This is a genomic window from Pseudodesulfovibrio hydrargyri, assembly GCF_001874525.1.
In the GTDB taxonomy this organism is placed as follows: Bacteria; Desulfobacterota; Desulfovibrionia; order Desulfovibrionales; family Desulfovibrionaceae; genus Pseudodesulfovibrio; species Pseudodesulfovibrio hydrargyri.
Genome location: NZ_LKAQ01000004.1, coordinates 2,584,067 through 2,605,115 on the forward strand (window position 1 = coordinate 2,584,067; position 21,049 = coordinate 2,605,115).

A 21,049-nucleotide genomic window follows, 5' to 3' on the forward strand; every position below is an offset into this window, starting at 1 on the left:
GCCGGCTAGTCGGCGATGCCGTACTTGACCACCATGGCTTCGAGCTCGTCCATGGTCAGCGGGGTCGGGATGACGAAGTTGTCGTTGTCGATGATCTTCTGGCCCAGGGTGCTGTATTCCAGGGCCTGGTTTTCCGTGGGGTCGTATTCGCAGACGGTCTTCTTGTTGAACTCGGCCTTCTGCACGATGTTGTCGCGGGGCACGAAATGGATCATCTGGGTGCCGATGGCGCTGGTGAACTCGTCCAGGAACTCGCGCTCCTGGTCCACGTTGCGGCTGTTGCAGATCACGCCGCCCAGGCGGACGCCGCTCTGCTTGGCGTACTTGACCAGGCCGCGGCAGATGTTGTTGGCCGCGTAGATGGCCATCATCTCGCCCGAGGCCACGATATAGACCTCCTGGGCCTTGCCGTCGCGGATGGGCATGGCGAAGCCGCCGCAGACAACGTCGCCGAGCACGTCGAAGAAGACGAAGTCCAGGTCCTCGGTATAGGCCCCGTTGTTCTCCATCAGGTCGATGGCGGTGATGACGCCCCGGCCCGCACAGCCGACGCCCGGTTCCGGGCCGCCGGACTCGACGCACTGGATGCCCTTGTAACCCGTGCGGATAACCTTTTCCTTGGTGACTTTTTCCGCGCCCTGGTCGCGCAGCACGTCCATGAGCGTCTCCTGCGGCTTGCCGCCGAGGATCAGCCGGGTGGAGTCGGCCTTGGGGTCGCAGCCGTGGATGAAGATTTTCTTGTCGTGGAAGTTGGCCATGGCCGCAGCCGTGTTCTGCGTGGTCGTGGACTTGCCGATGCCGCCCTTTCCGTAGATAGCGATTTTCCGGGTCATGCTCTTTCCTTTGGCGTTCTTGCCCCTGCTTCAGGTTTCGGGGACGCCTTTTGAGGTTCGTTTCGGGCTCATATGAGCATGGCGCATGCCAGGAGGGAAAAACCGGGCTGAAATTGGTCGAATTTGATTTCCAGACCGAAAAAGGGGCCGATTCCGTACTCCGGGCGAACGGATTTCGGCGTGATTGTACGGATCGGTGCGAAACAACGGCGGTCCGATTCGGCCGTATCGTACCGATCGGTACGCTTTTGCGCGGTTCGCACCGGACGGTACGGGGCCCTGGACGCGAAAAAGGGCCGGAGGCGGTCGCCTCCGGCCCGTATGGTCGGAATGGATGGGGAGGGGGGATCAGATCTGCGGATCGCCGGGATAGGCGGGATTGACCTTGCCCACCATCTCGTCCAGGTCGATGCGCACCACGGCGGTCTTGCGCAGGACCTTTTCCGGGTACCCGCCGGTGGGGCCCTGGTGCTGGGCCAGGATGACGTCGAGCCCGGCCGCCTTTTCCGCCGGGTCCTCCAGTACCGTGGCACGCCCCCGGCCGCTGACCGAGGTGAAGTGGGTGGTGTAGCCGCAGCCGTCCTCGGCCCGGATCAGTTCGCTCTCCACCACCGTGGTGAAGGCGGCCAGACCGTTGGCGCGCACGCAGTCCATCTTGAACCCGGCCATGGCGCTGTGGAAGTAGATGGCGTTGTCGGCATAACCGAAGTCCACCGTGACCGCGTAGGGCCTCTCGCCGTCCCACAGTCCGAGTTGCAGGGTGGTGCAGCGCTTGAGCAGCTCCTCCACCATGGCCTTGTCCTGAATTTCGCGCTTGGGATGCCGCATCTAGTTCTCCTTTATGAGGTTGTTCAACAGGGTGTCGAGCGTCGGACGCATGGTGTCGCACCGGTCGGCCTGGGAGCGCATTTGCCGCGCGTCCTGCACGAACGGCGCGTCCACGATCTCGTCGGCGCAGTTTGTGAGCAGCAGCTCCATGCTGCGCGGGGTGGTTTCTAGATGGAACTGTACGCCGAGAATGCGGTTCCCGAAGGCGAAGGCCTGGTTCGCGCAGGCCCGGCTACGCGCCAGATGGACAGCTCCCGGCGGGATGGAGAAGGTGTCCCCGTGCCAGTGGAAGGCCGTGAACGAATCGGGCAACCCCTTGAACAGCGGGGAGACGGCTCCCCCGGCGGTGGCTTCGACTGCCAGCCAGCCGATTTCGGGTTCGGGGTTGCGGGTGACCTCGCCGCCGAGCGCTTCGGCGAACAGCTGGGCTCCCAGGCAGACGCCCAGCATGGGCTTGCCGGTCTCGATCACCCCGCGCAGGAGCGCCTTTTCGGCGACCAGCCAGGGGTGCTCGGTTTCGTCGTGGACGCTCATGGGACCGCCCAGCACGGCCAGGAAGTCGAAGTCCTCCGGCCCGGGCAGGGGGCCGCCCGCATAGACCGGCGTGCGCGCCAGGGTGTGCCCGTTGGCCCGGGCCCACTGTTCAAGGGCGGCGGGGCCTTCGAACGGAACGTGTTCGAGAGTATGAATTCGCATGGCTTTGCTGCATCCTCCGTGGTTGCGTTTGTTGGTCTGCCAAAGCAAATATGGGGCCAACGGTGCGGGCGCGGGCCGGGTGCCCGCCGGGCCGTCGTTTTTCGGGACCGGGCGCGGGGGTGCCCGTTCGGTCCGTTCGATCCGGCCCTATCGATTCTTAGAACTGATACGGCGGAGAGAAATTTTCGATAAAATGGCGGGCGGCCGGAAGCCGGTTCGAATCGGTTTTCGGTCCTCTCCCGGACGGGACCGGGAGTCCTCTTCGCGAAGCGGCCGGGCAGGAGGGCGATTTTCCAGAATTTCTTTGTGTGAAGGAGTTATAGTCGTTGACATGCCGTCAGTAAATTGACAGAGAAGATATATAGTAAAGATATGGTTGCGGGGCAGGGGGTCCTGTCGGCCGCGTATCCATATGAATTTCGGAGGGGGGAAATGTCGCTCAACCTGGACGGCATCATCGGGAACAGTCCGGCCCTGGCCAAGGTCTTCAAAGTCCTGGGCAAGGTCGCGCCCACGGACAGCACGGTGCTGGTCATGGGCGAATCCGGGACCGGCAAGGAGTTGCTGGTCCGGGCGCTGCACCGCAACAGCGAGCGGCGCGACATGCCGTTCGTGCCCATCAACTGCGGGGCGATCCCCAGGGAACTGCTCGAGTCCGAGCTGTTCGGGCACGAGAAGGGCGCCTTCACCCACGCCATCCGCTCCCGGCCGGGCCGCTTCGAATTGGCCGACGGCGGGACCATCTTCCTGGACGAGATCGGGGAGATGGACCTGTCGCTGCAGGTCAAGATCCTGCGCGCCCTCCAGGAGAAGGAGATCGAGCGGGTGGGCGGCACCTCCATCAAGAAGGTGGACGTGCGCGTGGTGGCCGCCACCAACCGGGACCTGGAGGGAGAGGTGGCCTCGGGCCGGTTTCGCGAGGACCTTTTCTACCGCCTCAACGTCATCCCCCTGAATCTGCCTCCCCTGCGCGAGCGCGGCATGGACATCCTGCTCCTGGCCGAGCATTTCCTGAACCGGCACTGCGGCAGCAAGGCCCGCAAGCCGCTGGCCCTGTCCGACAAGGCGCGGGAAATGCTCCTGACATATTCCTGGCCCGGCAACGTGCGCGAGCTGGAGAACTTCATGGAGCGGCTGACCATCCTGTGCGACGACTGCGAGGTCCGGCCCGAGGACCTGCCGGACAAGATATTCGCGGACATCGGCGAGAAGCCGCTCAGGAAGGAAGAGAAGGTCGTGCCCATGCGCCCGGCCGGATTCGCCTGGCCCTCGCTCAAGGACATGCGCGACAAGGATCTCAAGCTCAAGGACTTCCTGGAGGCCATCGAGGGCCGCCTGCTGGCCGAGGCCCTGGAACAGGCCGACGGGATCAAGAACAAGGCCGCCGAGCTGGTCGGCATAAAGCGGACCACCCTCATCGAGAAGTTGAAAAAAAGGGATTTGCTGTAACCCGCGGGGGAGTGCAGGAGTTGCCCGTTTCGCGGGTAGCACGACAATTGCATAACCGCTTGCCGTGACTGTGAAATATGTCAAAAGTATAGCCTGGCCCCTGGCGGCCGCCCTTGTCTTGGGACTGATCCTGGCCGATCCCGCCCAAGCCCTGCGGGTAGGTTTTTCCTCTCAGGGCGGTTCGGAGAGGATGACTTTTGCTTTTGATTCCGACACATTGCCACAGTCGCCCGTAACGCGAACCGGCAAGCGGACCCTGAAGGTCCTGCTGCCCATGGGCATCTGGAGCCGGGAAGCCCGGCCCGATGCCCGGGACCTCCCCGGCAGCCTCGTCAAATCCATCGCCACCACGGACAACGGGGTGGAAATAACCACCTCCACCGACGCATTCGGCTATATCCGGGTGCCCGCCCAGGGCAAATCCGAATTCGTGCTACAGGTCTACGCCGATTCCATCGGCGCGCGCTGGCGGTCGCCCGACGCGCCCCCGGCCCGACAGGCCGCCACGCCCGCCCCGGCCCCCGCCGTCCAGGCTCCCGCCGCATCCGCATCCGCTCCGGCGGCCGAGCCCATGGTTCCCTCGGCTGCGGACGTGGCCCGCAATCTTTCCACGGTCCGGCCCGACCAGCCCCGGCCTGCGGGAGGAGAGGCCGACCTGCCTCCCGAAATTCCGTCCGCCGAGCGCAAGCCGTTCTTCGCCGTGCCCTATTCGGTGCGCAACGAGGTTCAGACTCCCGCCGACCAGGCACCCGTCAGCCAAGCGGCGGACCAAGCGCCCGCCGCCCAGGCCCCGGGCGTACGGACGGCCGCCGCGCCCGCCGAGGCCGTGACCGGCGACTATCCGCCCGCCAGCGAATTGCGCTTCAAGGCGGTGAACAAGTCGGCCGAGGACGTGAAGTTCGCGGAACTGGCCGGTGATGCCGGGGGGAGCGCCCCGGTGGTAGCTCCGCTTGACGTCGCGTCCGGACCGGTTGGCGAACCGGCCACGCGCCAGGCGGTCACACCCCTGCCGCAGCCTGCCGGGCCCGAGCCGCAACCGGCTCCCGAGGCACCGGTCCAGGAGTCTCCGTCCCCCGGCCAGATGGTCGGCAGCGTGACCCCGCCCCCGGCCGAATCGGCGGGACGGGACGGGACGCCCATGATGGCCGAGGTCCCGGCCCCGGACGAGGTGTCCGGCCAGGGGCAGGTCAGCGGGGCGGTCGCTCCGCCTCCGCCACCGGTATCCGGCCCGGGCCAGGCGGGCGGCGCGGTGTCGCCGCCTCCGGCCGAGACGCAGCCCGCGCCCGAGACGCCCCAGACGGCCGCTCCGGCCCCGGAACCCGCCCAGCCTGCGGAACCGGCCCCGGGACAGCCCGTGCAGACCGCCGAGGCCCCGTCGCCCGAGCCCGCGCAGCCAGCCGATGAACAGTCCGTCCCGGATCAGCCCGCCTCCGATCAGGGCGGCCAGCCCGGCGCCGACGGCCAGGCGGAGAAGAAGCTGACGCCCGAAGAGCAGGAAAAGGCCCGGATGCAGGCCATCCGCGACCAGCTCTACGAGGCGCAGTCCATGATGTTCAACGGGGCCCTGGACGACGCCCTGCCCATCTACGAGGACCTGCTCAAGCAGCCCAAGCTGCCGGACGACGTGCGCGAGGAGACCCTGTACGCCATCGCGGACATCAAGCGGCAACTCGACGCGGGCGATCTGTCGAACAAATTCGACGAGGTGGCCCAGGCCTACATCCAGGCCATGAACGCCAACCTGCGCTCCAGCCGGGTGCCGCGCGCCCTGCTCAACCTCGGCCTGCTCAACCTCCAGGTGGGCAACTTCCCCGAGGCCCGCGCCTATTTCAAGATTCTCCAGGACAAGTACCCGGAAGACGACAACATTCCGGCCATCAGCTACTATTGGGGCGAGTACTGGTATCGCAAGGGCGACTACAAGAAGGCCGCCGACCAGTTCCAGTACCTCATCCAGACCTATCCCGAGCACCAGCTGGCCAAGCAGGCCGCCTATTACCTGGCCGATTCCCTGAACCGGCTGGGTTACCTGGACCAGGCGTTCCAGATCGTGGACTACATCGACAAGCGCTGGCCCGACTACTACATGGAGAACATGGAATTCCTGCGGCTGGCCGGCGGGGTGGAGATGCAGCTCAAGAAGTGGGACCAGGCCAAGAACCACTATTTCACCTACTACAACCTCAACCCCGAGGCCGACGGCGCGGACGTGGTCCTGGCCCGCATCGGCGACATCTACCTGCGCAAGAACGAGAAGGACCCTGCCAAGCAGGTCTACGAGAAGGCGGTCAAGAACTACCCCGACAAGGAGGGCGGGCTCATCAGCAAGATGCGCCTGGCCGAGGAGGGCATCTACGACGATCCGGGCATGAGCGAGATGGTCGACGTCTTCAACCGTCCGTACAATCTCAATCCCAAGCGGGTCTACACCGAGATCGTCAGCCGGCACCCGGACAGCCCGCTGGCGCCCATCGCCCAGCTCAAGCTGGCCATGTGGTACGCCTTCAACAAGAAGTACCCCGAGGCGCTGACCGCGGCCCAGGATCTCATCGAGAAATATCCCGACAGCCCGCTGGTGGACAAGGCGCGCACCCTGGGCGACTCGGTTTTTGTCCGGGCCGTGCCCGGCATGCTCGCGGAACAGCGCTACGGCCGCATCGTCCGCTATTGGGAGACCTACGACTTCATCGGCAAGAAGGACTCCAAGGTCGACGACAACACCAAGCTTGCCATCGCCACCAGCTACTGGAAGATCGGCCAGCCCGACAAGGCCCTGGACCTGCTCAAGCCATACCTGACAAGGAAGCAGATTCCCGGCGTTTCGGACCAGGCCCTGGGCCTGGCCGTGAACATCTACCTGGACCAGCTGGCCTGGCAGGACATCAACGATCTGGTCAACATGGCCTCCAGGAACTGGAAGCTTGAGCCCGGGCAGAAGCGCCAGGTGGACTACGCCCGAGCCATGGCCCTGCAGAACATGGGCGACGGCAAGCGGGCCGTGACCCTGTGGGCCGACCTGGCCAAGGACACCACCGTGGATCCGGCCTTCCGCGCCTACGCCATGTACTACATGGCCAAGGACGCCATGGAGCGCCAGGACCTGCGCCGGGTCTTCGTCTACGCCCAGGAGGCCCTGTCCCTGCTGCTGCAGACCAACGGCGATCCCGAGAAGATCAAGGACGCGGTGCTCATGTCCATCTATGCCACCGAGCGGTCCGGGCGCTACGAGGAGGCCCTCAAGTGGGCCAAGGAGTACGACAAGTACATCTCCCCGGACAATCCCGAGTGGGCCTCCACCCGGTTCAAGCTGGCCCGCATCTACCGCAAGGCCGGAGCCATGGACGAATGGAAGCAACTGCTCCAGGACATCATCGACAAGAAGCCCGACTCCCTCCAGGCGCAACTGGCAAAGTCCGCCCTGGACACCTACGAGCTTGAGCAGAAGGCCAGCGAATACGCCCCCAATCCGGGCTAGGCCGTTTCCGGCCGGGCCGTTCCATTTTCATTCCGGGCGCGAAAATCCCGTTTCGCGGGTTTGGTTGCGCGCGGGAATGTGTTAAGCATCAGGCGCAGGGTGTTAAAACAGCCATTTGTTGAGGTGGAGACATGGACAGACAGCCCATAGTTGCCGGACGGTTTTACGATGCGCAGCCCGAGCGGCTGCGCGAAGCGGTGGACGGGTTCCTCGGCCGGGCCGAGGGCAGGCAGGAGGACCGGACCCTGCTGGCCATGGTGCCCCATGCCGGGTATGTCTTTTCCGGTGGGGTCTGCGGGAAGACGCTGGGCACGGCCAACCTTGCGCCCACCGTGCTCCTGCTCGGGCCCAACCATACCGGGCGGGGCGAGCGGTTCGCCCTGTGGCCCGACGGGGCCTGGAACATCCCGGGCGCGGCCCTGCCCATCGACGCCGGACTGGCCGAGGCGCTGCTCGACGCAGACCCGGCCGTCAAGGAGGACACCTCGGCCCACATGGGCGAGCATTCCATCGAGGTGGTCCTGCCGTTCCTGCAGCGGCTCAACCCGGAGACGACCATCGTGCCCGTGTGCGTCTCCTCGCCCACCCTGGAATCCCTGGAGCGGGTGGGCAGGGCCATGGGGCGGGCGCTCAAGGATTTCGGCGCGCCCGTGTCCATCGTGGTCAGCTCGGACATGAGTCACTACATCACCAGCGAGGCCGCCCGCAAGATGGACGGCATGGCGCTCGAACCGATGATGACCCTCGACCCGGCCGCGCTCTATGACACCGTGCGCTCGCGGCACATCTCCATGTGTGGGGTGCTGCCCATGACCACCGGCCTTTTCGCGGCCATTACCCTGGGCGCGACCCGCGCCGAGCTGGTGGACTACGCCACCTCGGGCGAGGTCTCGGGCGACTTCGAGCAGGTGGTGGGCTACGCGGGCGTGCTGGTCAGCTAGGGGGCCGGTTTCTCACCCGGCGCGGCAAAGAAAAAAAGGCCATCCATCGGATGGCCTTTTTTTCGTGGTCCGGCAGCCTGCCGGGGATCAGACGTGTCAGGAGCCCCGCCTGAAGCCGACGCACGCCTTTCCGTCCTCGACCACGACCGGGATGCGCCGCTGTCCGCCGGACAGCCTGAGCATCTCCTCCAGGTTCTTCTCCGATGCCAGGATGTCCACGAAGCGCGCCTCAGGGTGCGCGGCCAGGGCCCGCTTGGTGTGCGGGCAGGTGGATTTGCCGTAGATCACGATCTCGCTCATGGTTCGCTCCTGTTGTCGAGGATACCACCTGCGCAGGCACCGGCACAACCCCGCCCGGGGACCAAAGAAAAACGCCCTGACCGGCGGGTGCCGGGCAGGGCGTTTCATTATCGCTGACGGATGGGCCTAGCGGCGGTCGCGGCCTCGGCCGCCCCGGCTGTCGCGCCGTCCGCCGCGGTCGTTACGGCCGCCTCGGTCACCGCGGTCGCCCCGGTCGCCGCCGCGCGGAGCGGGGCGCTTGAAGTCGTCCAGGTTGACTTCCTGGCCGGCCTCTTCCATGAGCCACGCCTTGCGGGACAGGCGGATGCGTCCGCCGGGCTCAAGCGAGATGCACTTGACCCAGACTTCCTGGCCGAGCTGGACCACGTCTTCCACGCGCTCCACGCGCTCGAAGTCGAGCTGGGACACGTGCAGCATGCCTTCCAGGCCGGGCAGGATCTCGACCAGCGCGCCGACCTCGAGGATCTTGCGCACCACGCCCTTGTAGTTCTTGCCGGGCTCGGGCTTCTGGTCGTAGTAGAGGACCATCTCCTTGGCCTTTTCCATGGACGCCAGGGTCGGGGCGAAGATGGAGATCTTGCCGGAATCCTCGATGTCGATGTCGGCTTCGGTCTCGGCGGTGATGGCCTTGATATTCTTGCCGCCGGGTCCGATGACCGAGCGGATCTTCTCGGGGTCGATGTAGACCACGGCCATCTGCGGGGCCAGGTCGGACAGTTCGGCGCGCGGCTTGTCCAGCACCTCGGCCATGTGGTCGAGGATGTGGGTGCGGGCTTCCTTGGCCTGGTACAGGGCCTTCTTGAGGACGTCCTGCGGGATGCCGGCGATCTTGATGTCCATCTGGATGGCGGTGATGCCGTCACGGGTGCCCGCGACCTTGAAGTCCATGTCGCCGAGCGCGTCCTCGTCGCCAAGGATGTCGGTCAGCACGAAGTAGTCGTCGCCTTCCTTGCACAACCCCATGGCGATACCAGCCACCGGCTCGGAGATGGGCACGCCCGCGTCCATCAGGGACAGGGTGGCGCCGCACACGGAGGCCATGGACGAGGAGCCGTTGGACTCCATGATCTCGGAGACCACGCGGATGGTGAACGGGAATTCGTCGGGGCTGGGCAGCACCGGGGAGATGGCCCGTTCGGCCAGGGCGCCGTGGCCCACTTCGCGGCGGGAGGTGCCGCGCAGCATGCGGGCTTCACCGACGCAGTAAGGCGGGAAGTTGTAGTGCAGCATGAACCGCTTGGTGGCGTCGCCGAGCAGGGAGTCGTAGCGCTGCTCGTCGCGGGTGGAGCCCAGGGTGGCCACGGCCAGGGAGCAGGTTTCACCACGGCGGAACAGGACAGAGCCGTGGGTCTGCTGGAGCAGGCCGACCTCGATGGACAGCGGGCGCACCGTGGTGGTGTCGCGGCCGTCGATGCGCAGCCCTTCCTTGACGATGCGCTCGCGCACGATCTTCTTGGTCATGTCGCCGACGATGTCGCCCACGGCGGCCAGCTTGGCCTCGTCCTCCGGGAACTTCTCGGCCACGGCCTCCTTGGCCTTCTGCTTGGCCGCGTCCTTGGCGGCGTAGCGGACCATCTTCTCGGGGGTGGTCAGGGCCTTTTCCAGGTCGGCGGTGAGGATCTCGCCGAGGTACTCGGCCACTTCCTCGTCGCGCACCGGAGCGGTGACCTCGATCTTGGGCACGCCGACCCTTTCGCGCAGCTCGTCCTGGATGTCGAAGAGCGGGCGGACCTGCTCGTGGCCCCAGGCCAGGGCGTCGGCCACCAGGTCTTCGGAGACGAAGTTGCCGCCGCCTTCGACCATGACCATGGCCTCGCGGGTGGCCGCGAAGACGAGGTTCAGGGAGGAGCGCTCCTCAATGCCCCGATAGGAGGGGTAGAGGACGAATTCGTTGTCCACGTATCCCACGCGGGCACCCACGATGGGGCCGAGGAAGGGCATCTTGGAGATGTGGCAGGCGGCGGAAGCGCCGGTCAGGGCCAGGACGTCCGGGTTGACGCGCTTGTCGGCGGACAGGACCGTGGCGATGATCTGGACTTCATCGGCGAAGCCCTTGGCGAACAGAGGCCGGATGGGGCGGTCGATGAGCCGGGAGACCAGGGTCTCGTGCTCGGAGGGACGGCCCTCGCGGCGGAAATAGTTGCCCGGCACGCGGCCCGCGGCATAGGCCATTTCCTGGTAGTTGCAGGTCAGCGGAAAGAAACCGCGGTCGATTTCCAGGGGCTGGGTCACGGCGGTGACCAGTACGGTCGTGTTACCGGAGGAAATGGTCACCGCGCCGGAGGCCTGGCGAGCGAATTTTCCGGTTTCGATGGAGATGTCGATGCCGCCGACGGTCGCGGTGACCTTGGTGGCATCGAAAGGAATCATCGTCATAGAGATTCTCCTGCCTTTTTATAAGGCAATAAAGGTGAATCACTTTCTGCGATAATCCCGCTGGTGGATTAGCCGGCTTGGGGAGGGGCTTTTGGGTCGATGGGAAACTTGAAAAGTGTCCCAAAAACGCCTTCCGCAGCCAACTAAACAGGGCGTGGGGATCAGGGAGCGCCCGAAAAGACGGCTCCGACGCAGAAAGTGACGTACGTAACGGGGGAGGTTTGACCTCCCCCGAACATCAATTCTTCAAAGAACTACTTGCGCAGGCCAAGGCGGCCGATGAGCTCGCGGTAGCGCGTGATGTCCTTGTTCTGCAGATACTTGAGAAGTTTCCTGCGCTGTCCGACCAGCTTCAGCAGGCCGGTGCGGGAGTGGTGATCCTTCGTGTGGGTCTTGAAGTGATCGGCCAGGTAGGTGATGCGCGCGGTCAGCAGCGCGACCTGGACCTCCGGGGACCCGGTGTCGCCTTCGCAGGTCTTGTACTCGTCAATGATCTTCTGTTTTTCTTCAGCAGTCATCACCACAGCGATATCCTCCTAAGTTGGATGTTGCTTGTTATGTTATGCCGGACAGTGAGCTCTAAGCGGATCAGTCCCGGTTCCAGAGTCCCCGGAGAATGGCCCATCTGGGCTTGCCGTCCTGGAGTTTCGCCTCGACCAATGCCAGCGGTTCGTCGTCGGGACCGAGCAGCATGGCCTGGTCGCCGATTTCGCCCGCGAGCAACGCGCCCGGCTGATCGGACACCGGCAGCCAGGACCCGTTCATGACGAGTCCGGCCAGCGGTTCGGTCAACCGGAACCTGGGCCAGTGGGGCAGGGTGTCCTTTAGGGGGATCACCCGTTCCGGAAACAGTTCCGGATTCTCCAGGACGTCCTCCAGGGAATAAGCCTGTTCGAGCCGGAAAGGCTCGCTGGCTTCCCTGACCAGGCTGGTCAGCGCCGCGCCGCACCCCATTCGAGTCCCCAAGCTGTGGACCAGGGATCGTATGTAGGTGCCCGCGGAACAACTGACCCTGAATGCCGCTTCAGGCGGATTCACGTCCAGCGCTTCCACATGAGAAATAACAATGGGCTTTTTCTTGACCGGTGTTTCCAGGCCCTCGCGGGCCAAGGCATACAGCGGCTTACCCTTGTATTTGGCAGCCGAATAGGCAGGAACTTCCTGCTCTGTCAACTCTTTCCAATACAAAATTTCACGTTCGACATCGGCCGGGACTGCCTCCACCGGGCTTTCCTTGAGCACTTCTCCTTGAATATCAAGAGTGTCCGTGGTTATTCCGAGCCGAAAGGTACCGGAATAGGTCTTGGTCCCGCCGGTCAGGTACGGCGCAAGCTTGGTGCCGTTGCCGAGCAGGACCAGGAGCACCCCCTGGGCCATCGGGTCCAGGGTCCCGCCGTGGCCGATCTTGAACTGCTTGAGGCGGTGCTTGATGTCGTTCAGGCAGGCGGCCGAGGTGGGGCCGGACGGCTTGTTCAGGATGAGCAGGCCATCGAGCTGTTCGGCGCTGCGTTTGTTGCGTCTGCGTCCCATCTAGGCGAGTCCCAGCTTGTCGGCCACGGCCTGGACGAGGAGTGCCTTGGCCTCATCGAGGGGGGCGTTGATGGACCCGCCGGCCGCGTTCTTGTGTCCGCCGCCGCCGAATGTGGCGGCCACCTGCTGGACGTTGTCGTCGCCGAACGAGCGCAGGCTGAACTTGTAGAAGTCCGGCCCCTCCTCGCGCAGGATGGCGGCCACGCGCACGGTCTTGAGTCGGCGCAGGAAATTGATCAGGTTCTCGGTGTCCGCGTTGCCGGTGCCGGTGCGGGCGAACATCTCCTTGGTGATGACCGTGGCGCTGACCCGCTTGTCCAGGAAGAGCTCCATGGCGCCCATGGCCTCGGTCCACAGCCGCATGCGGTTCTCGGACCACTGCTTGGTGATGCGCTCGTTCATCAGGGCGAGGTCCAACCCGTCACGGAGCATGCTTGCGGCCAGCTCCAGGGACTCCGGGGTGGTGTTGCCGTAGGTGAAGAAGCCGGTGTCCGTGGCCACGGCCAGGTAGACGCATTCGGCCAGGGGGCCGGTCAGGGGCACGCCCATCTCCCGGGCGAGCAGGGCGACCATGTTGCCCACCGCGGGCTGGGACGGGTCCACCCAATTGACCGCGCCGAACTCGTCGTTGCCCAGGTGATGGTCGATGTTGACGAAATCTGTCTCGCCGGATCGGGCGGCCAGGGCCTCGCCCATGCGCTCCCCGTTGCCGCAGTCCAGGACGAAGGTCCAGGCGGGCAGGGTCTCGGGCAGCTCGCGCTCGACGGGCGCGGGCGTGTCGATGAAGGCGTACCGCGAGGGCAGGCCGGACGGATTGTACAGGCTGACCTTCTTGCCCTGCGCGGCCAGGATGTGGCCCAGGGCGCAGATGGAGCCGATGGCGTCGCCGTCGGGGCTGTAGTGCGAGGCGACCAGGAACTCGTCGTGGTCGCGGATGATCTCGCTAATCCGTCGGATGGGATTTTCCATAGACCACGTCCTCGAGGAATTCGTCGAACTGAAAGCGCAGTTCCGGGGTGTATTGCAGCTTGAGGGTGCGCCCGAGCCGGGAGCGGAGGAAACCGGTGGCCTTCTCCAACCCCGCCTGAACCTCCTTGCGGTGCTCGGCGTCGCCGGACACGGTGTAGAAAATTTCGGCGATGCGCAGGTTGGCGTTCATGCGCACGCCGGACAGGGTGACGAGGTTCAGGCGCGGGTCGGCCGCCTCCTCCACGAGCAGGGTGCCTATCTCGCGCATGATCTGGTCGCCCATGCGGACGGCGCGTCTGGAACCGGATGCTTTCATTGCCTTGTCCTCTACTCGGTATCCGAGAAAATTTCCGTGTTGCAGCGGGTCAGTTCCGCCGGGGAGATGGCTTCAACCATGGCCAGGGCCTTGGACAGGGTGCTTTCCACCCGGGCCGATTCGTTGGCCGTGGTGACCACGGCCAGGACCAGCTTGTCGTGCACATCCAGGGCGTCCACCTCGGCGACCGAGACGTTGAACTTGTTCCGGAGCTTCTGCTTCAGGCTGAGGGAAACCTTGCGCTTGCCCTTGAGGGAACGGTTGCCGTGGAGCCTGAACTCGAGGTGGAGAACGCCGATGATCATGCCGATTCCCCTAAAATAAACACGGGCGGCCCATCGTGCAATGAGCCGCCCGCGATTTTTCGTCCGTTATGCTAGTCGATGGTGCGGGCGACTTCCTTGGTCTCGAAGACCTCGATGGTGTCGCCGACCTTGACGTCGTTGAACTTCTCCAGGCCGATGCCGCATTCGTAGCCCTTGGCCACTTCGCGGACGTCGTCCTTCTCGCGGCGCAGGGACGCGACCTGGCCGGTGTAGATGACCACGCCGTCGCGCAGCAGGCGGGCCTTGCCGCCCCTGGTGATTTTGCCGTCGGCCACGAAGCAGCCGGCGATCATGCCGACCTTGGGCACGCTGAAGGTGGCGCGCACCTCGGCCTGGCCCAGGTAGACCTCCTCGATGTCCGGGGAGAGCATGCCGCTCATGGCGTCCTTCACTTCCTGCACCAGCTTGTAGATGATGTCGTAGAAGCGGATTTCCACGCCTTCCTGCTCGGCGATCTGCTTGACCTTCAGGTTCGGGCGCACGTTGAAGCCGATGATGATGGCCTCGGAGGCACCCGCCAGAAGGATGTCGGACTCGGTGATGGCGCCCGCGCCGCCGTGGACGACGCTGATCTTGACCTCGTCCGTGGACAGCTTGTTCAGGGCCTCGGTCACGGCTTCCAGCGAACCCTGCACGTCGGCCTTGAGCACCAGGTTCAGGGTCTGGGCCTCGTCGTTGGGTTTGGAGGCCAGGAAGGACTCCAGGGTGACCTTGGTCTTGGCGGACAGGATCTTTTCCCGCTGCTTCATGGCGCGGGACTGCGCGATGCGGCGGGCGACCTTTTCGTCGTCCACCACGAAGAGCTCGTCACCGGCCTCGGGCAGACCGTCGAAGCCCTGGATTTCCACGGGCATGGCCGGTCCGGCGGATTTGATCTTCTTGCCCTGGTCGTTGAACATGGCCCGGACCTTGCCGAAGTGGATGCCGGACACGAAGCTGTCGCCCTGGTTCAGGGTGCCTTCGCTGATAAGCATGGTGCCCACCGGGCCGCGGCCCTTGTCCAGGCGCGCCTCGACGATGTGGCCCCGGGCGTGCTTGTCCGGGTTGGCCTTGAGCTCCATGACCTCGGCCTGGAGCAGGACCATCTCGAGCAGTTCGTCGATGCCCTGCTTCTGCTTGGCCGAGACGTGGGCGAAGATGGTGTCGCCGCCCCATTCCTCGGGAGACAGGCCGAGTTCGGCAAGCTCGCGCTTGACGTTGTCCGGGTTGGCCCCTTCCTTGTCCATCTTGTTCACGGCCACCACGATGGGCACGCCCGCCGCCCTGGAGTGGGAAATGGCCTCGCGGGTCTGGTCCATGACGCCGTCGTCGGCGGCGACCACCAGGATGACGATGTCGGTCACCTGGGCGCCGCGCATGCGCATGGTCGTGAACGCCTCGTGGCCCGGGGTGTCCAGGAAGACGATCTCGCCCCGGTTGGTCTGGACGTGGTACGCGCCGATGTGCTGGGTGATGCCGCCCGCCTCGCCTTCCGTCACGTTGGACATGCGGATGGCGTCGAGCAGGGAGGTCTTGCCGTGGTCGACGTGGCCCATGATGGTCACCACCGGAGGACGCGGCTTGAGATCCTCGTCCTTGTCCGACTCGGTGGGAACCAGGAATTCCTGTTCGTCGAAGGAGACGTTCTCCACTTCGTAGCCGAACTCGCCGGCCAGCAGGCTGGCGGTGTCCAGGTCCAGCGACTGGTTGATGGTCGCCATGACGCCCAAGCCGAACAGGGCCTTGATCAGGTCCTGGGCCTTGATGCCCATCTGGTGGGCCATGTCGGCCAGGCGGATGGCCTCGTCGAACTTGATCTTGCGCTTGGCCGCCTTCATGGGCTGCGCCTGGGTCTGTTCCGGCTGCATCATCTGCTGCTGGCCGCGACGTCCCTTTTTCTTGCGGCCCTTGCGGCCTTGCGGGAAATTGGAGTCATTGTACAGCTTGTTGGTATGATCCTGGCCGCCATCGGTGGCGAATTCCACCACGCGGCGGTCCTTCTTGCCCTTTTTCTTCTTGCTGCGGCCATCGCCCGCGGACGGATCCGGGACCGGGCTCGGAGCGCCGCCGGGACCGGGACGGCCGCCCGGGCGCGGACCGCCGGGACGGTCGGCCGCAGGGCGTCCGGGGCCAGGCCGTCCGCCGGGACGACCGCCGGGACGGCGTTCGGGCTGAGTCATCTTGGCCGCCTCGCGGGCCTGCACCTCGGCCTCGGTGGGCATGGAGATGATCTTGACCTTGGGGGCCTCGGGCTCGCGCTTCTTCTTTTTCTTCTTTTTGGCATCGCCCCTGTCCGCCTTGTCCTCTTCGGACACGGCGGCTTCGGCCTCTTCGGAGACGGCCTCTTCCGGAGTTTCCTCGACGGGGGCCGGGGCTTCGGGTTCGGAAACGGCTTCCGGTTCGGGCTGGGCTTCGGCAGGCGCGGGTTCGGGAGCGGCCTCTGCAGCCACAGCTTCACCGGCCGGGGCCTGCTCGGCCTCGGCGGTTTCCGCTTCGGGGGCCTCTTCGGGCTCCTCCACGGCGGGCTTGATGATCTTGACCTTGGGCGCGGCCTTGCGCGGTGCCTCCACGGGAGCGGGCTCCAGCTCGGGCTCTGCGGCGGGCGCCTCGGCTTCCTGTTCGGCGGGCGCGGCCTCGACGGCTTCGGGCGCACCAGTCTCCGGGACGGACTCCTCCGGCTCCTCGGCCGATTCCTCGACCTCGGGTTCGACGGCCTCCTCCCTGGGGGATCTGGCTTTCTTGCGCCTGCGCCGGATGATGACGCCGGACTCGCCCACGCGGCGGACTTCCTTCTTGCCGCCGCCTTTCTTCAATTCCGCCTTGAGGCGGTCCACATCTTCGTCTTCCACGACGGTCTTCTGGCTTTTCGCCTGAACGCCGATCTCACGAAGCTGCTGAATGATCTCCTTGTTGCTGAGACCGAGCTCAGCAGCCAAGTCTTCTACCCGAACCTTCGCCGTCATCTAATCACCTCGCACGTTTCTTCATCAGGCCCACGATCATCTTGGGGAATCGTTCCCCGCACCGGGCCTGGCCGCATACGTAATATCCACGTCCCGGCCTGTTCATGGCCGGGTCCGGCACCGGGCTGGCGTCCGGTCCATCCGTCTCCTCCGGGAGCACGTACCGCATCAGCTCCCCCTTGGGGAACCGCTCGCGGCAGACCACGCACATGCGTTCGGGCTGGTGTCCCTTGCCGCCCATGCGTCGCCCCCTTGCGGAGCCTATTTGTTCTCCTCGCCCTCGGCGGGAGTTTCGTTTTCGTCTTCGGTTCCGTCCTCGGCCGTTTCCTCGACCACTTCCTCAATCGCCTCGGGGACCGTTTCCTCAGCCTCGGGGGCGTCGGCCGAATCGTCGGTTTCGGCCTCAAGGTCGGGAGCGAGCATGTTGATGGCCAGGCGCATGTCGCCGATCTTGGACTCGGTCATGCCCTTGATGGCCAGCAGTTCCTCGTCCGTTGCCTGGACGATGGACTCGATGGATTCGAAGCCCGCGCTGAAGAAGCTCTCCATGGGGACCTCGGCCACGCTGGCGATCTGGTCCATGCCCTTGCGGGCGGCGTTGAGCTCGCCGTACCGGGATTCCGTGAAAATGTCTATTTTCCAGCCCAGGAGCTTGGCGGCCAGCTTGACGTTCTGGCCCTTGCGGCCGATGGCCAGGGTCAGCTGATCGTCGGGGCAGACCACTTCCAGCGCTTCATCCTCGTCGTCCACGGTGATCCGGGAGATCAGGGCGGGGGACAGGGCGTGCTGGGCGTACATGGCGATGTCCGGGGACCAGACCACGATGTCGATGCGCTCGCCCTTGAGTTCCTGGACCACGTTCTGGATGCGGGAGCCGCGGATGCCGACGCAGGCGCCCACCGGGTCCACGTCGCGGTCGCGGGACATGACGGCCACCTTGGCGCGCAGGCCCGGGTCGCGGGCCACGCCCATGATCTTGACCGTGCCGTCGGCCACCTCGGGCACCTCGCGCTTGAACAGCTCGATCATGTAGTCCGGGTGGGACCGGGACACGACGACCTGCGGTCCGCGCGACTCCTTCAATACATCTATGATATACGCCTGCACCCGGTCGCCGCGCTTGTAGCGCTCTCTGGGGATCTGCTCCTCCTTGGGCAGGAGCGCCTCGGTCCGGCCGAGGTTGATGATCCAGCCGGTGCGGTCGCGGCGCTGGATGATGCCGCTGGCGATCTCGGACACGCGGTCCTTGTACTCTTCGTAAATGATTTCCTGCTCGGCGTCGCGCATGCGCTGGATGATGACCTGCTTGGCCGACTGCGCGGCGATGCGGCCGAGGTCCTCGACCTTGACCGGGAAGCCCATCTCGTCGTCCAGCTGGGCGTTGGGATCGTGGGCCACGGCGTCCTCGAGCGCGATCTCGCTGATCGGGTCGTGCACCTCGTCCACTACCACCTTGAACTCGAAGACCTCGATCTCGCCGAGCTCCTCGTTGAAGGCCACCTCGATGTCCATGGTCTCGCCGTACTTACGGGCCACGGCCGACCGGACGGCCTCTTCAAGGGTGTCGATCAGCAGGTCGCGGTCGATACCCCTGTCCTTGCTAATCTGGTCGATGGCTCTTTTCAGCTCCGACATGATAAACCTCCGCTTGTGCCGGTCGGGGCCTTTCCCCTCCGGCAGTGATATCTGCTAAAATTCGTGGACCAGGGTGATCTTCTTGATGGCGGTCCAGTCGAAGTTCATGGTCTGGTCGTCGACGGTCACCGTGACGGTGTCGCCCGCGACCTTGGCCAGCTCGCCCTTGAACTTGCGGCGGTCGCCCATGGGCTCGAAGAGCAGGACGTCGACCGTGCGGCCGACATAATCGGCCAGCTGGGCCGGGGCGAAGAAGATGCGCTCCAGGCCGGGCGAGGAAACCTCGAGCACGAAGGCGCCGGGAATGACGTCCTCGACCTCGAGCATGAGCCCCACCTGGCGGCTGACCTCGGCGCACTGGTCGATGTTCACCCCGCCGGGGGCGTCTATGTATATGCGAACGACGCGTTTCTTGCCCGAAGAAGGGGAGCTCAGTCCCCAAAAGGCATAGCCGAGATTCTCCACCTCGGGCCGGATCATGTCCGACAACATTTCTTCGAAAGTCTGACGCATCGTCCTTAATTCTCCCGCCGGACCGGAATACCCGGTCCGGCAAATAAAAAAGGTGAGCCCGAGCTCACCTACGCGAACCCCGCAGGGTTCTTTTATTGAACCCTGCGAAAGGCTTTTGGAGCGGGTGACGGGGGTCGAACCCGCGACACCAAGCTTGGGAAGCTTGTACTCTACCAACTGAGCTACACCCGCTTGGAAACGAGCCTATTTATACATATATACGCAGGTTGTCAACAACCATCGTGCAGGTTCCCGCCGGAACCCGAAAAAGGTGAGCCGCGCATTGGCATGCATAGTGCAATTCCCTCGTCGAACAGGAGGATCGCCCTATGCGGGATTGTACACAAAGCGCCATTTTCGGGGCTTTATCCAATGAATTGAGGATGTCATCCATCGCCAATAATTTGGCGAACGTGAACACGTCGGCCTTCAAGAAAGACAAGTTGGCCTTTCACGACACCTTCGTTCGTTTCGCCCACGACTATCTGGTGGATGAGAGAACCTACATTCGCGGCAAGAAGTTGTTCCCCGAGGGGCACATCATGGCCAAGGCCCGCCTGTCCGCCCAGCAGGCCGATCTCTCCCAGGGCAGCCTGGAGAACACGGGCAACCAGCTCGACTTCGCCGTGTCCGGACCGGGCTTCTTCTCCATCCAGGGCGACAACGAGATGCTCTACACCCGGGCCGGAAACTTCGTCACCGACGCGGACGGGATGCTCCGGACCGTGGACGGGAATCCGGTCATGGTCGACGGCGGCCCGCTGGTCATCCCCCAGGGCGGCCGCGTCCAGGTGGACGACGAAGGCAACGTCATGGTCAACGGCGTACCGGCCGGGGCCTTCGACCTGGTGGACTTTCCCGACCCGACCCAGCTCGAGCGGGTGGGCTCCAACAGCTATCGCGGGCTCGACGGGGCGGTAGGCGTCCCGTCCGAGGACGCTGAAGTGGCTCAGGGCTTCATCGAGAAGTCCAATGTGGAGGTGGTCACCGAGATGGTCTCCATGATCGAAACCCAACGGGCCTTTACCATGTATACCAAGATGATCCAGGCCGACAACGAATTGGACAACAAACTGATCACCCAGGTGGGGCGTCCCACCGTATAGCCTAGGAGGCTCGTATCATGATGCGTTCCCTGTGGACTTCCGCCACCGGCATGATCGCCATGCAGACCCAGATCGACACCCTGTCGAACAACCTGGCCAACGTCTCCACCACCGGCTTCAAGAAGAGCCGGGCGGAGTTCGAGGACCTCATGTACCAGACGCTGAAGGTGGCCGGCACCGAGAATCCGGACGGCACCCGGACGCCCGTGGGCATGCAGGTCGGCATGGGCGTGCGTCCCGTGTCCGTGCACAAGTTCTTCACCCAGGGCGATTTCCAGAACACCGGCAACCCGCTGGACATGGCCATCGAGGGCGGCGGCTTCTTCCAGGTCATGATGAACGACGACGAGGTCTACACCCGCGACGGCTCCTTCGAACTGGACGACCAGGGCCGCGTGGTCACGGCGGGCGGCTACCCGCTGCAGCCCGAGTTCACCGTGCCCCCGGAGACGTCCAGCGTGTCCATTTCCGAGACCGGGACCATCTCCGCCCTGGACAAGGACGGCACCGTGCTGGCCACGGCGGACATCGACCTGTACCGGTTCCAGAACCCGGCCGGGTTGCTGGCTGCGGGGCGGAACTTCTACCGCGAGAGCGAGGCCTCGGGCGCGCCCGTGGCCGGGACCCCGGGCGACGACAACTACGGGACCATCGCCCAGGGATTCCTGGAGGGATCCAACGTGGAGATGGTCGACGAGATGGTCGGCCTGATCGTGGGCCAGCGCGCCTTCGAGATCAATTCAAAGGCCATCACCACCTCGGACGGCATGTTGCAGACGGCCATCAACATCAAGCGATAGCGGCGGATCGGGGA

19 protein-coding genes and 1 tRNA gene are annotated in these 21,049 nt (G+C 64.8%); 5 read left to right on the forward strand and 15 right to left on the reverse strand.

All coding sequences use genetic code 11. The features are described from left to right. Positions 1-5 precede the first annotated feature (5 nt). From nifH to BerOc1_RS16370, 3 genes are all read right to left on the reverse strand, one after another. Complete coding sequence (gene nifH, locus BerOc1_RS16360; RefSeq protein ID WP_071546814.1) at positions 6-833, reverse strand: nitrogenase iron protein; 828 nt, start codon at positions 831-833, stop codon at positions 6-8. Between the two features lie 348 nt (positions 834-1,181). Continuing rightward, positions 1,182-1,661, reverse strand: coding sequence for a pyridoxamine 5'-phosphate oxidase family protein (locus BerOc1_RS16365; RefSeq protein WP_071546816.1), 480 nt, complete (start codon positions 1,659-1,661; stop codon positions 1,182-1,184). Beyond that, positions 1,662-2,357 (reverse strand): type 1 glutamine amidotransferase, encoded by a 696-nt coding sequence (locus BerOc1_RS16370; protein WP_071546818.1) that lies wholly within the window; start codon positions 2,355-2,357, stop codon positions 1,662-1,664. 432 nt (positions 2,358-2,789) lie between these two features. Between BerOc1_RS16370 and BerOc1_RS16375 the strand changes: the two genes are divergently transcribed. The 3 genes from BerOc1_RS16375 (at position 2,790) to amrB (ending at position 8,222) form a co-directional block, all read left to right on the forward strand. Then, positions 2,790-3,806, forward strand: a complete 1,017-nt coding sequence (locus BerOc1_RS16375; protein ID WP_071546820.1) for a sigma-54 interaction domain-containing protein — start codon at positions 2,790-2,792, stop codon at positions 3,804-3,806. 190 nt (positions 3,807-3,996) lie between these two features. Further along, the gene (locus tag BerOc1_RS19450) at positions 3,997-7,281 is read left to right on the forward strand and encodes a tetratricopeptide repeat protein (RefSeq protein WP_278248077.1); all 3,285 of its coding nucleotides are present in this window, start codon (positions 3,997-3,999) and stop codon (positions 7,279-7,281) included. 131 nt (positions 7,282-7,412) lie between these two features. Continuing rightward, a complete protein-coding gene (gene amrB, locus BerOc1_RS16385) occupies positions 7,413-8,222 on the forward strand; it encodes an AmmeMemoRadiSam system protein B (RefSeq protein WP_071546823.1) in 810 nt (269 codons plus the stop codon). 96 nt (positions 8,223-8,318) lie between these two features. Here the strand turns inward: amrB and uxx1 are convergent, their stop codons facing one another. The 12 genes from uxx1 to BerOc1_RS16445 all read right to left on the reverse strand — a co-directional run bounded on the left by uxx1 (position 8,319) and on the right by BerOc1_RS16445 (position 19,321). Further along, entirely contained in the window at positions 8,319-8,522 is a 204-nt protein-coding gene (gene uxx1, locus BerOc1_RS16390) for a UXX-star selenoprotein family 1 (RefSeq protein ID WP_071546825.1), read from the reverse strand. 126 nt (positions 8,523-8,648) lie between these two features. Next, positions 8,649-10,898: a polyribonucleotide nucleotidyltransferase gene (pnp, locus tag BerOc1_RS16395; RefSeq protein ID WP_071546826.1), complete on the reverse strand. Its 2,250-nt coding sequence runs from the start codon at positions 10,896-10,898 to the stop codon at positions 8,649-8,651. A gap of 254 nt (positions 10,899-11,152) precedes the next feature. Beyond that, positions 11,153-11,422 carry a 30S ribosomal protein S15 gene (rpsO, locus tag BerOc1_RS16400; protein WP_071546828.1) on the reverse strand — a complete coding sequence of 90 codons (270 nt, stop codon included), beginning with the start codon at positions 11,420-11,422 and terminating at the stop codon, positions 11,153-11,155. A 64-nt stretch (positions 11,423-11,486) separates the two neighbouring features. After that, positions 11,487-12,428 (reverse strand): tRNA pseudouridine(55) synthase TruB, encoded by a 942-nt coding sequence (truB, locus tag BerOc1_RS16405; RefSeq protein ID WP_071546830.1) that lies wholly within the window; start codon positions 12,426-12,428, stop codon positions 11,487-11,489. Then, entirely contained in the window at positions 12,429-13,397 is a 969-nt protein-coding gene (locus tag BerOc1_RS16410; RefSeq protein WP_071546832.1) for a DHH family phosphoesterase, read from the reverse strand. Beyond that, the gene (rbfA, locus tag BerOc1_RS16415) at positions 13,372-13,713 is read right to left on the reverse strand and encodes a 30S ribosome-binding factor RbfA (protein ID WP_071546834.1); all 342 of its coding nucleotides are present in this window, start codon (positions 13,711-13,713) and stop codon (positions 13,372-13,374) included. The genes BerOc1_RS16410 and rbfA overlap by 26 nt, the downstream gene beginning before the upstream one ends. A gap of 11 nt (positions 13,714-13,724) precedes the next feature. Beyond that, positions 13,725-14,018, reverse strand: a complete 294-nt coding sequence (locus BerOc1_RS16420; protein ID WP_071546836.1) for a DUF503 domain-containing protein — start codon at positions 14,016-14,018, stop codon at positions 13,725-13,727. 71 nt (positions 14,019-14,089) lie between these two features. Further along, positions 14,090-16,981, reverse strand: coding sequence for a translation initiation factor IF-2 (gene infB, locus BerOc1_RS16425; RefSeq protein ID WP_071546838.1), 2,892 nt, complete (start codon positions 16,979-16,981; stop codon positions 14,090-14,092). Between the two features lie 4 nt (positions 16,982-16,985). After that, a complete protein-coding gene (locus BerOc1_RS16430) occupies positions 16,986-17,222 on the reverse strand; it encodes a YlxR family protein (protein ID WP_071546839.1) in 237 nt (78 codons plus the stop codon). Positions 17,223-17,242: 20 nt separating this feature from the next. Beyond that, positions 17,243-18,616, reverse strand: coding sequence for a transcription termination factor NusA (gene nusA, locus BerOc1_RS16435; RefSeq protein ID WP_207503316.1), 1,374 nt, complete (start codon positions 18,614-18,616; stop codon positions 17,243-17,245). Between the two features lie 54 nt (positions 18,617-18,670). Next, complete coding sequence (gene rimP, locus BerOc1_RS16440) at positions 18,671-19,129, reverse strand: ribosome maturation factor RimP (RefSeq protein ID WP_071546843.1); 459 nt, start codon at positions 19,127-19,129, stop codon at positions 18,671-18,673. 116 nt (positions 19,130-19,245) lie between these two features. Further along, a tRNA-Gly gene (locus BerOc1_RS16445) sits at positions 19,246-19,321 on the reverse strand. Between the two features lie 137 nt (positions 19,322-19,458). Here BerOc1_RS16445 and BerOc1_RS16450 point away from each other — a divergent pair. Both BerOc1_RS16450 and flgG read left to right on the forward strand, forming a co-directional pair. Beyond that, positions 19,459-20,235: a flagellar hook-basal body protein gene (locus BerOc1_RS16450; protein ID WP_071546845.1), complete on the forward strand. Its 777-nt coding sequence runs from the start codon at positions 19,459-19,461 to the stop codon at positions 20,233-20,235. A gap of 17 nt (positions 20,236-20,252) precedes the next feature. Then, positions 20,253-21,035: a flagellar basal-body rod protein FlgG gene (gene flgG / locus BerOc1_RS16455; protein ID WP_071546847.1), complete on the forward strand. Its 783-nt coding sequence runs from the start codon at positions 20,253-20,255 to the stop codon at positions 21,033-21,035. The last annotated feature ends 14 nt before the right edge of the window (positions 21,036-21,049 follow it).

Bases quoted from the DNA above. Each gene is read 5' to 3' on its own strand.
- nifH (WP_071546814.1), bottom strand. From the start codon at position 833: ATGACCCGGAAAATCGCTATCTACGGAAAGGGCGGCATCGGCAAGTCC.
- BerOc1_RS16365 (WP_071546816.1), bottom strand. From the start codon at position 1,661: ATGCGGCATCCCAAGCGCGAAATTCAGGACAAGGCCATGGTGGAGGAG.
- BerOc1_RS16370 (WP_071546818.1), bottom strand. From the start codon at position 2,357: ATGCGAATTCATACTCTCGAACACGTTCCGTTCGAAGGCCCCGCCGCC.
- BerOc1_RS16375 (WP_071546820.1), top strand. From the start codon at position 2,790: ATGTCGCTCAACCTGGACGGCATCATCGGGAACAGTCCGGCCCTGGCC.
- BerOc1_RS19450 (WP_278248077.1), top strand. From the start codon at position 3,997: ATGACTTTTGCTTTTGATTCCGACACATTGCCACAGTCGCCCGTAACG.
- amrB (WP_071546823.1), top strand. From the start codon at position 7,413: ATGGACAGACAGCCCATAGTTGCCGGACGGTTTTACGATGCGCAGCCC.
- uxx1 (WP_071546825.1), bottom strand. From the start codon at position 8,522: ATGAGCGAGATCGTGATCTACGGCAAATCCACCTGCCCGCACACCAAG.
- pnp (WP_071546826.1), bottom strand. From the start codon at position 10,898: ATGACGATGATTCCTTTCGATGCCACCAAGGTCACCGCGACCGTCGGC.
- truB (WP_071546830.1), bottom strand. From the start codon at position 12,428: ATGGGACGCAGACGCAACAAACGCAGCGCCGAACAGCTCGATGGCCTG.
- BerOc1_RS16410 (WP_071546832.1), bottom strand. From the start codon at position 13,397: ATGGAAAATCCCATCCGACGGATTAGCGAGATCATCCGCGACCACGAC.
- rbfA (WP_071546834.1), bottom strand. From the start codon at position 13,713: ATGAAAGCATCCGGTTCCAGACGCGCCGTCCGCATGGGCGACCAGATC.
- BerOc1_RS16420 (WP_071546836.1), bottom strand. From the start codon at position 14,018: ATGATCATCGGCGTTCTCCACCTCGAGTTCAGGCTCCACGGCAACCGT.
- infB (WP_071546838.1), bottom strand. From the start codon at position 16,981: ATGACGGCGAAGGTTCGGGTAGAAGACTTGGCTGCTGAGCTCGGTCTC.
- BerOc1_RS16430 (WP_071546839.1), bottom strand. From the start codon at position 17,222: ATGGGCGGCAAGGGACACCAGCCCGAACGCATGTGCGTGGTCTGCCGC.
- nusA (WP_207503316.1), bottom strand. From the start codon at position 18,616: ATGTCGGAGCTGAAAAGAGCCATCGACCAGATTAGCAAGGACAGGGGT.
- rimP (WP_071546843.1), bottom strand. From the start codon at position 19,129: ATGCGTCAGACTTTCGAAGAAATGTTGTCGGACATGATCCGGCCCGAG.
- BerOc1_RS16450 (WP_071546845.1), top strand. From the start codon at position 19,459: ATGCGGGATTGTACACAAAGCGCCATTTTCGGGGCTTTATCCAATGAA.
- flgG (WP_071546847.1), top strand. From the start codon at position 20,253: ATGATGCGTTCCCTGTGGACTTCCGCCACCGGCATGATCGCCATGCAG.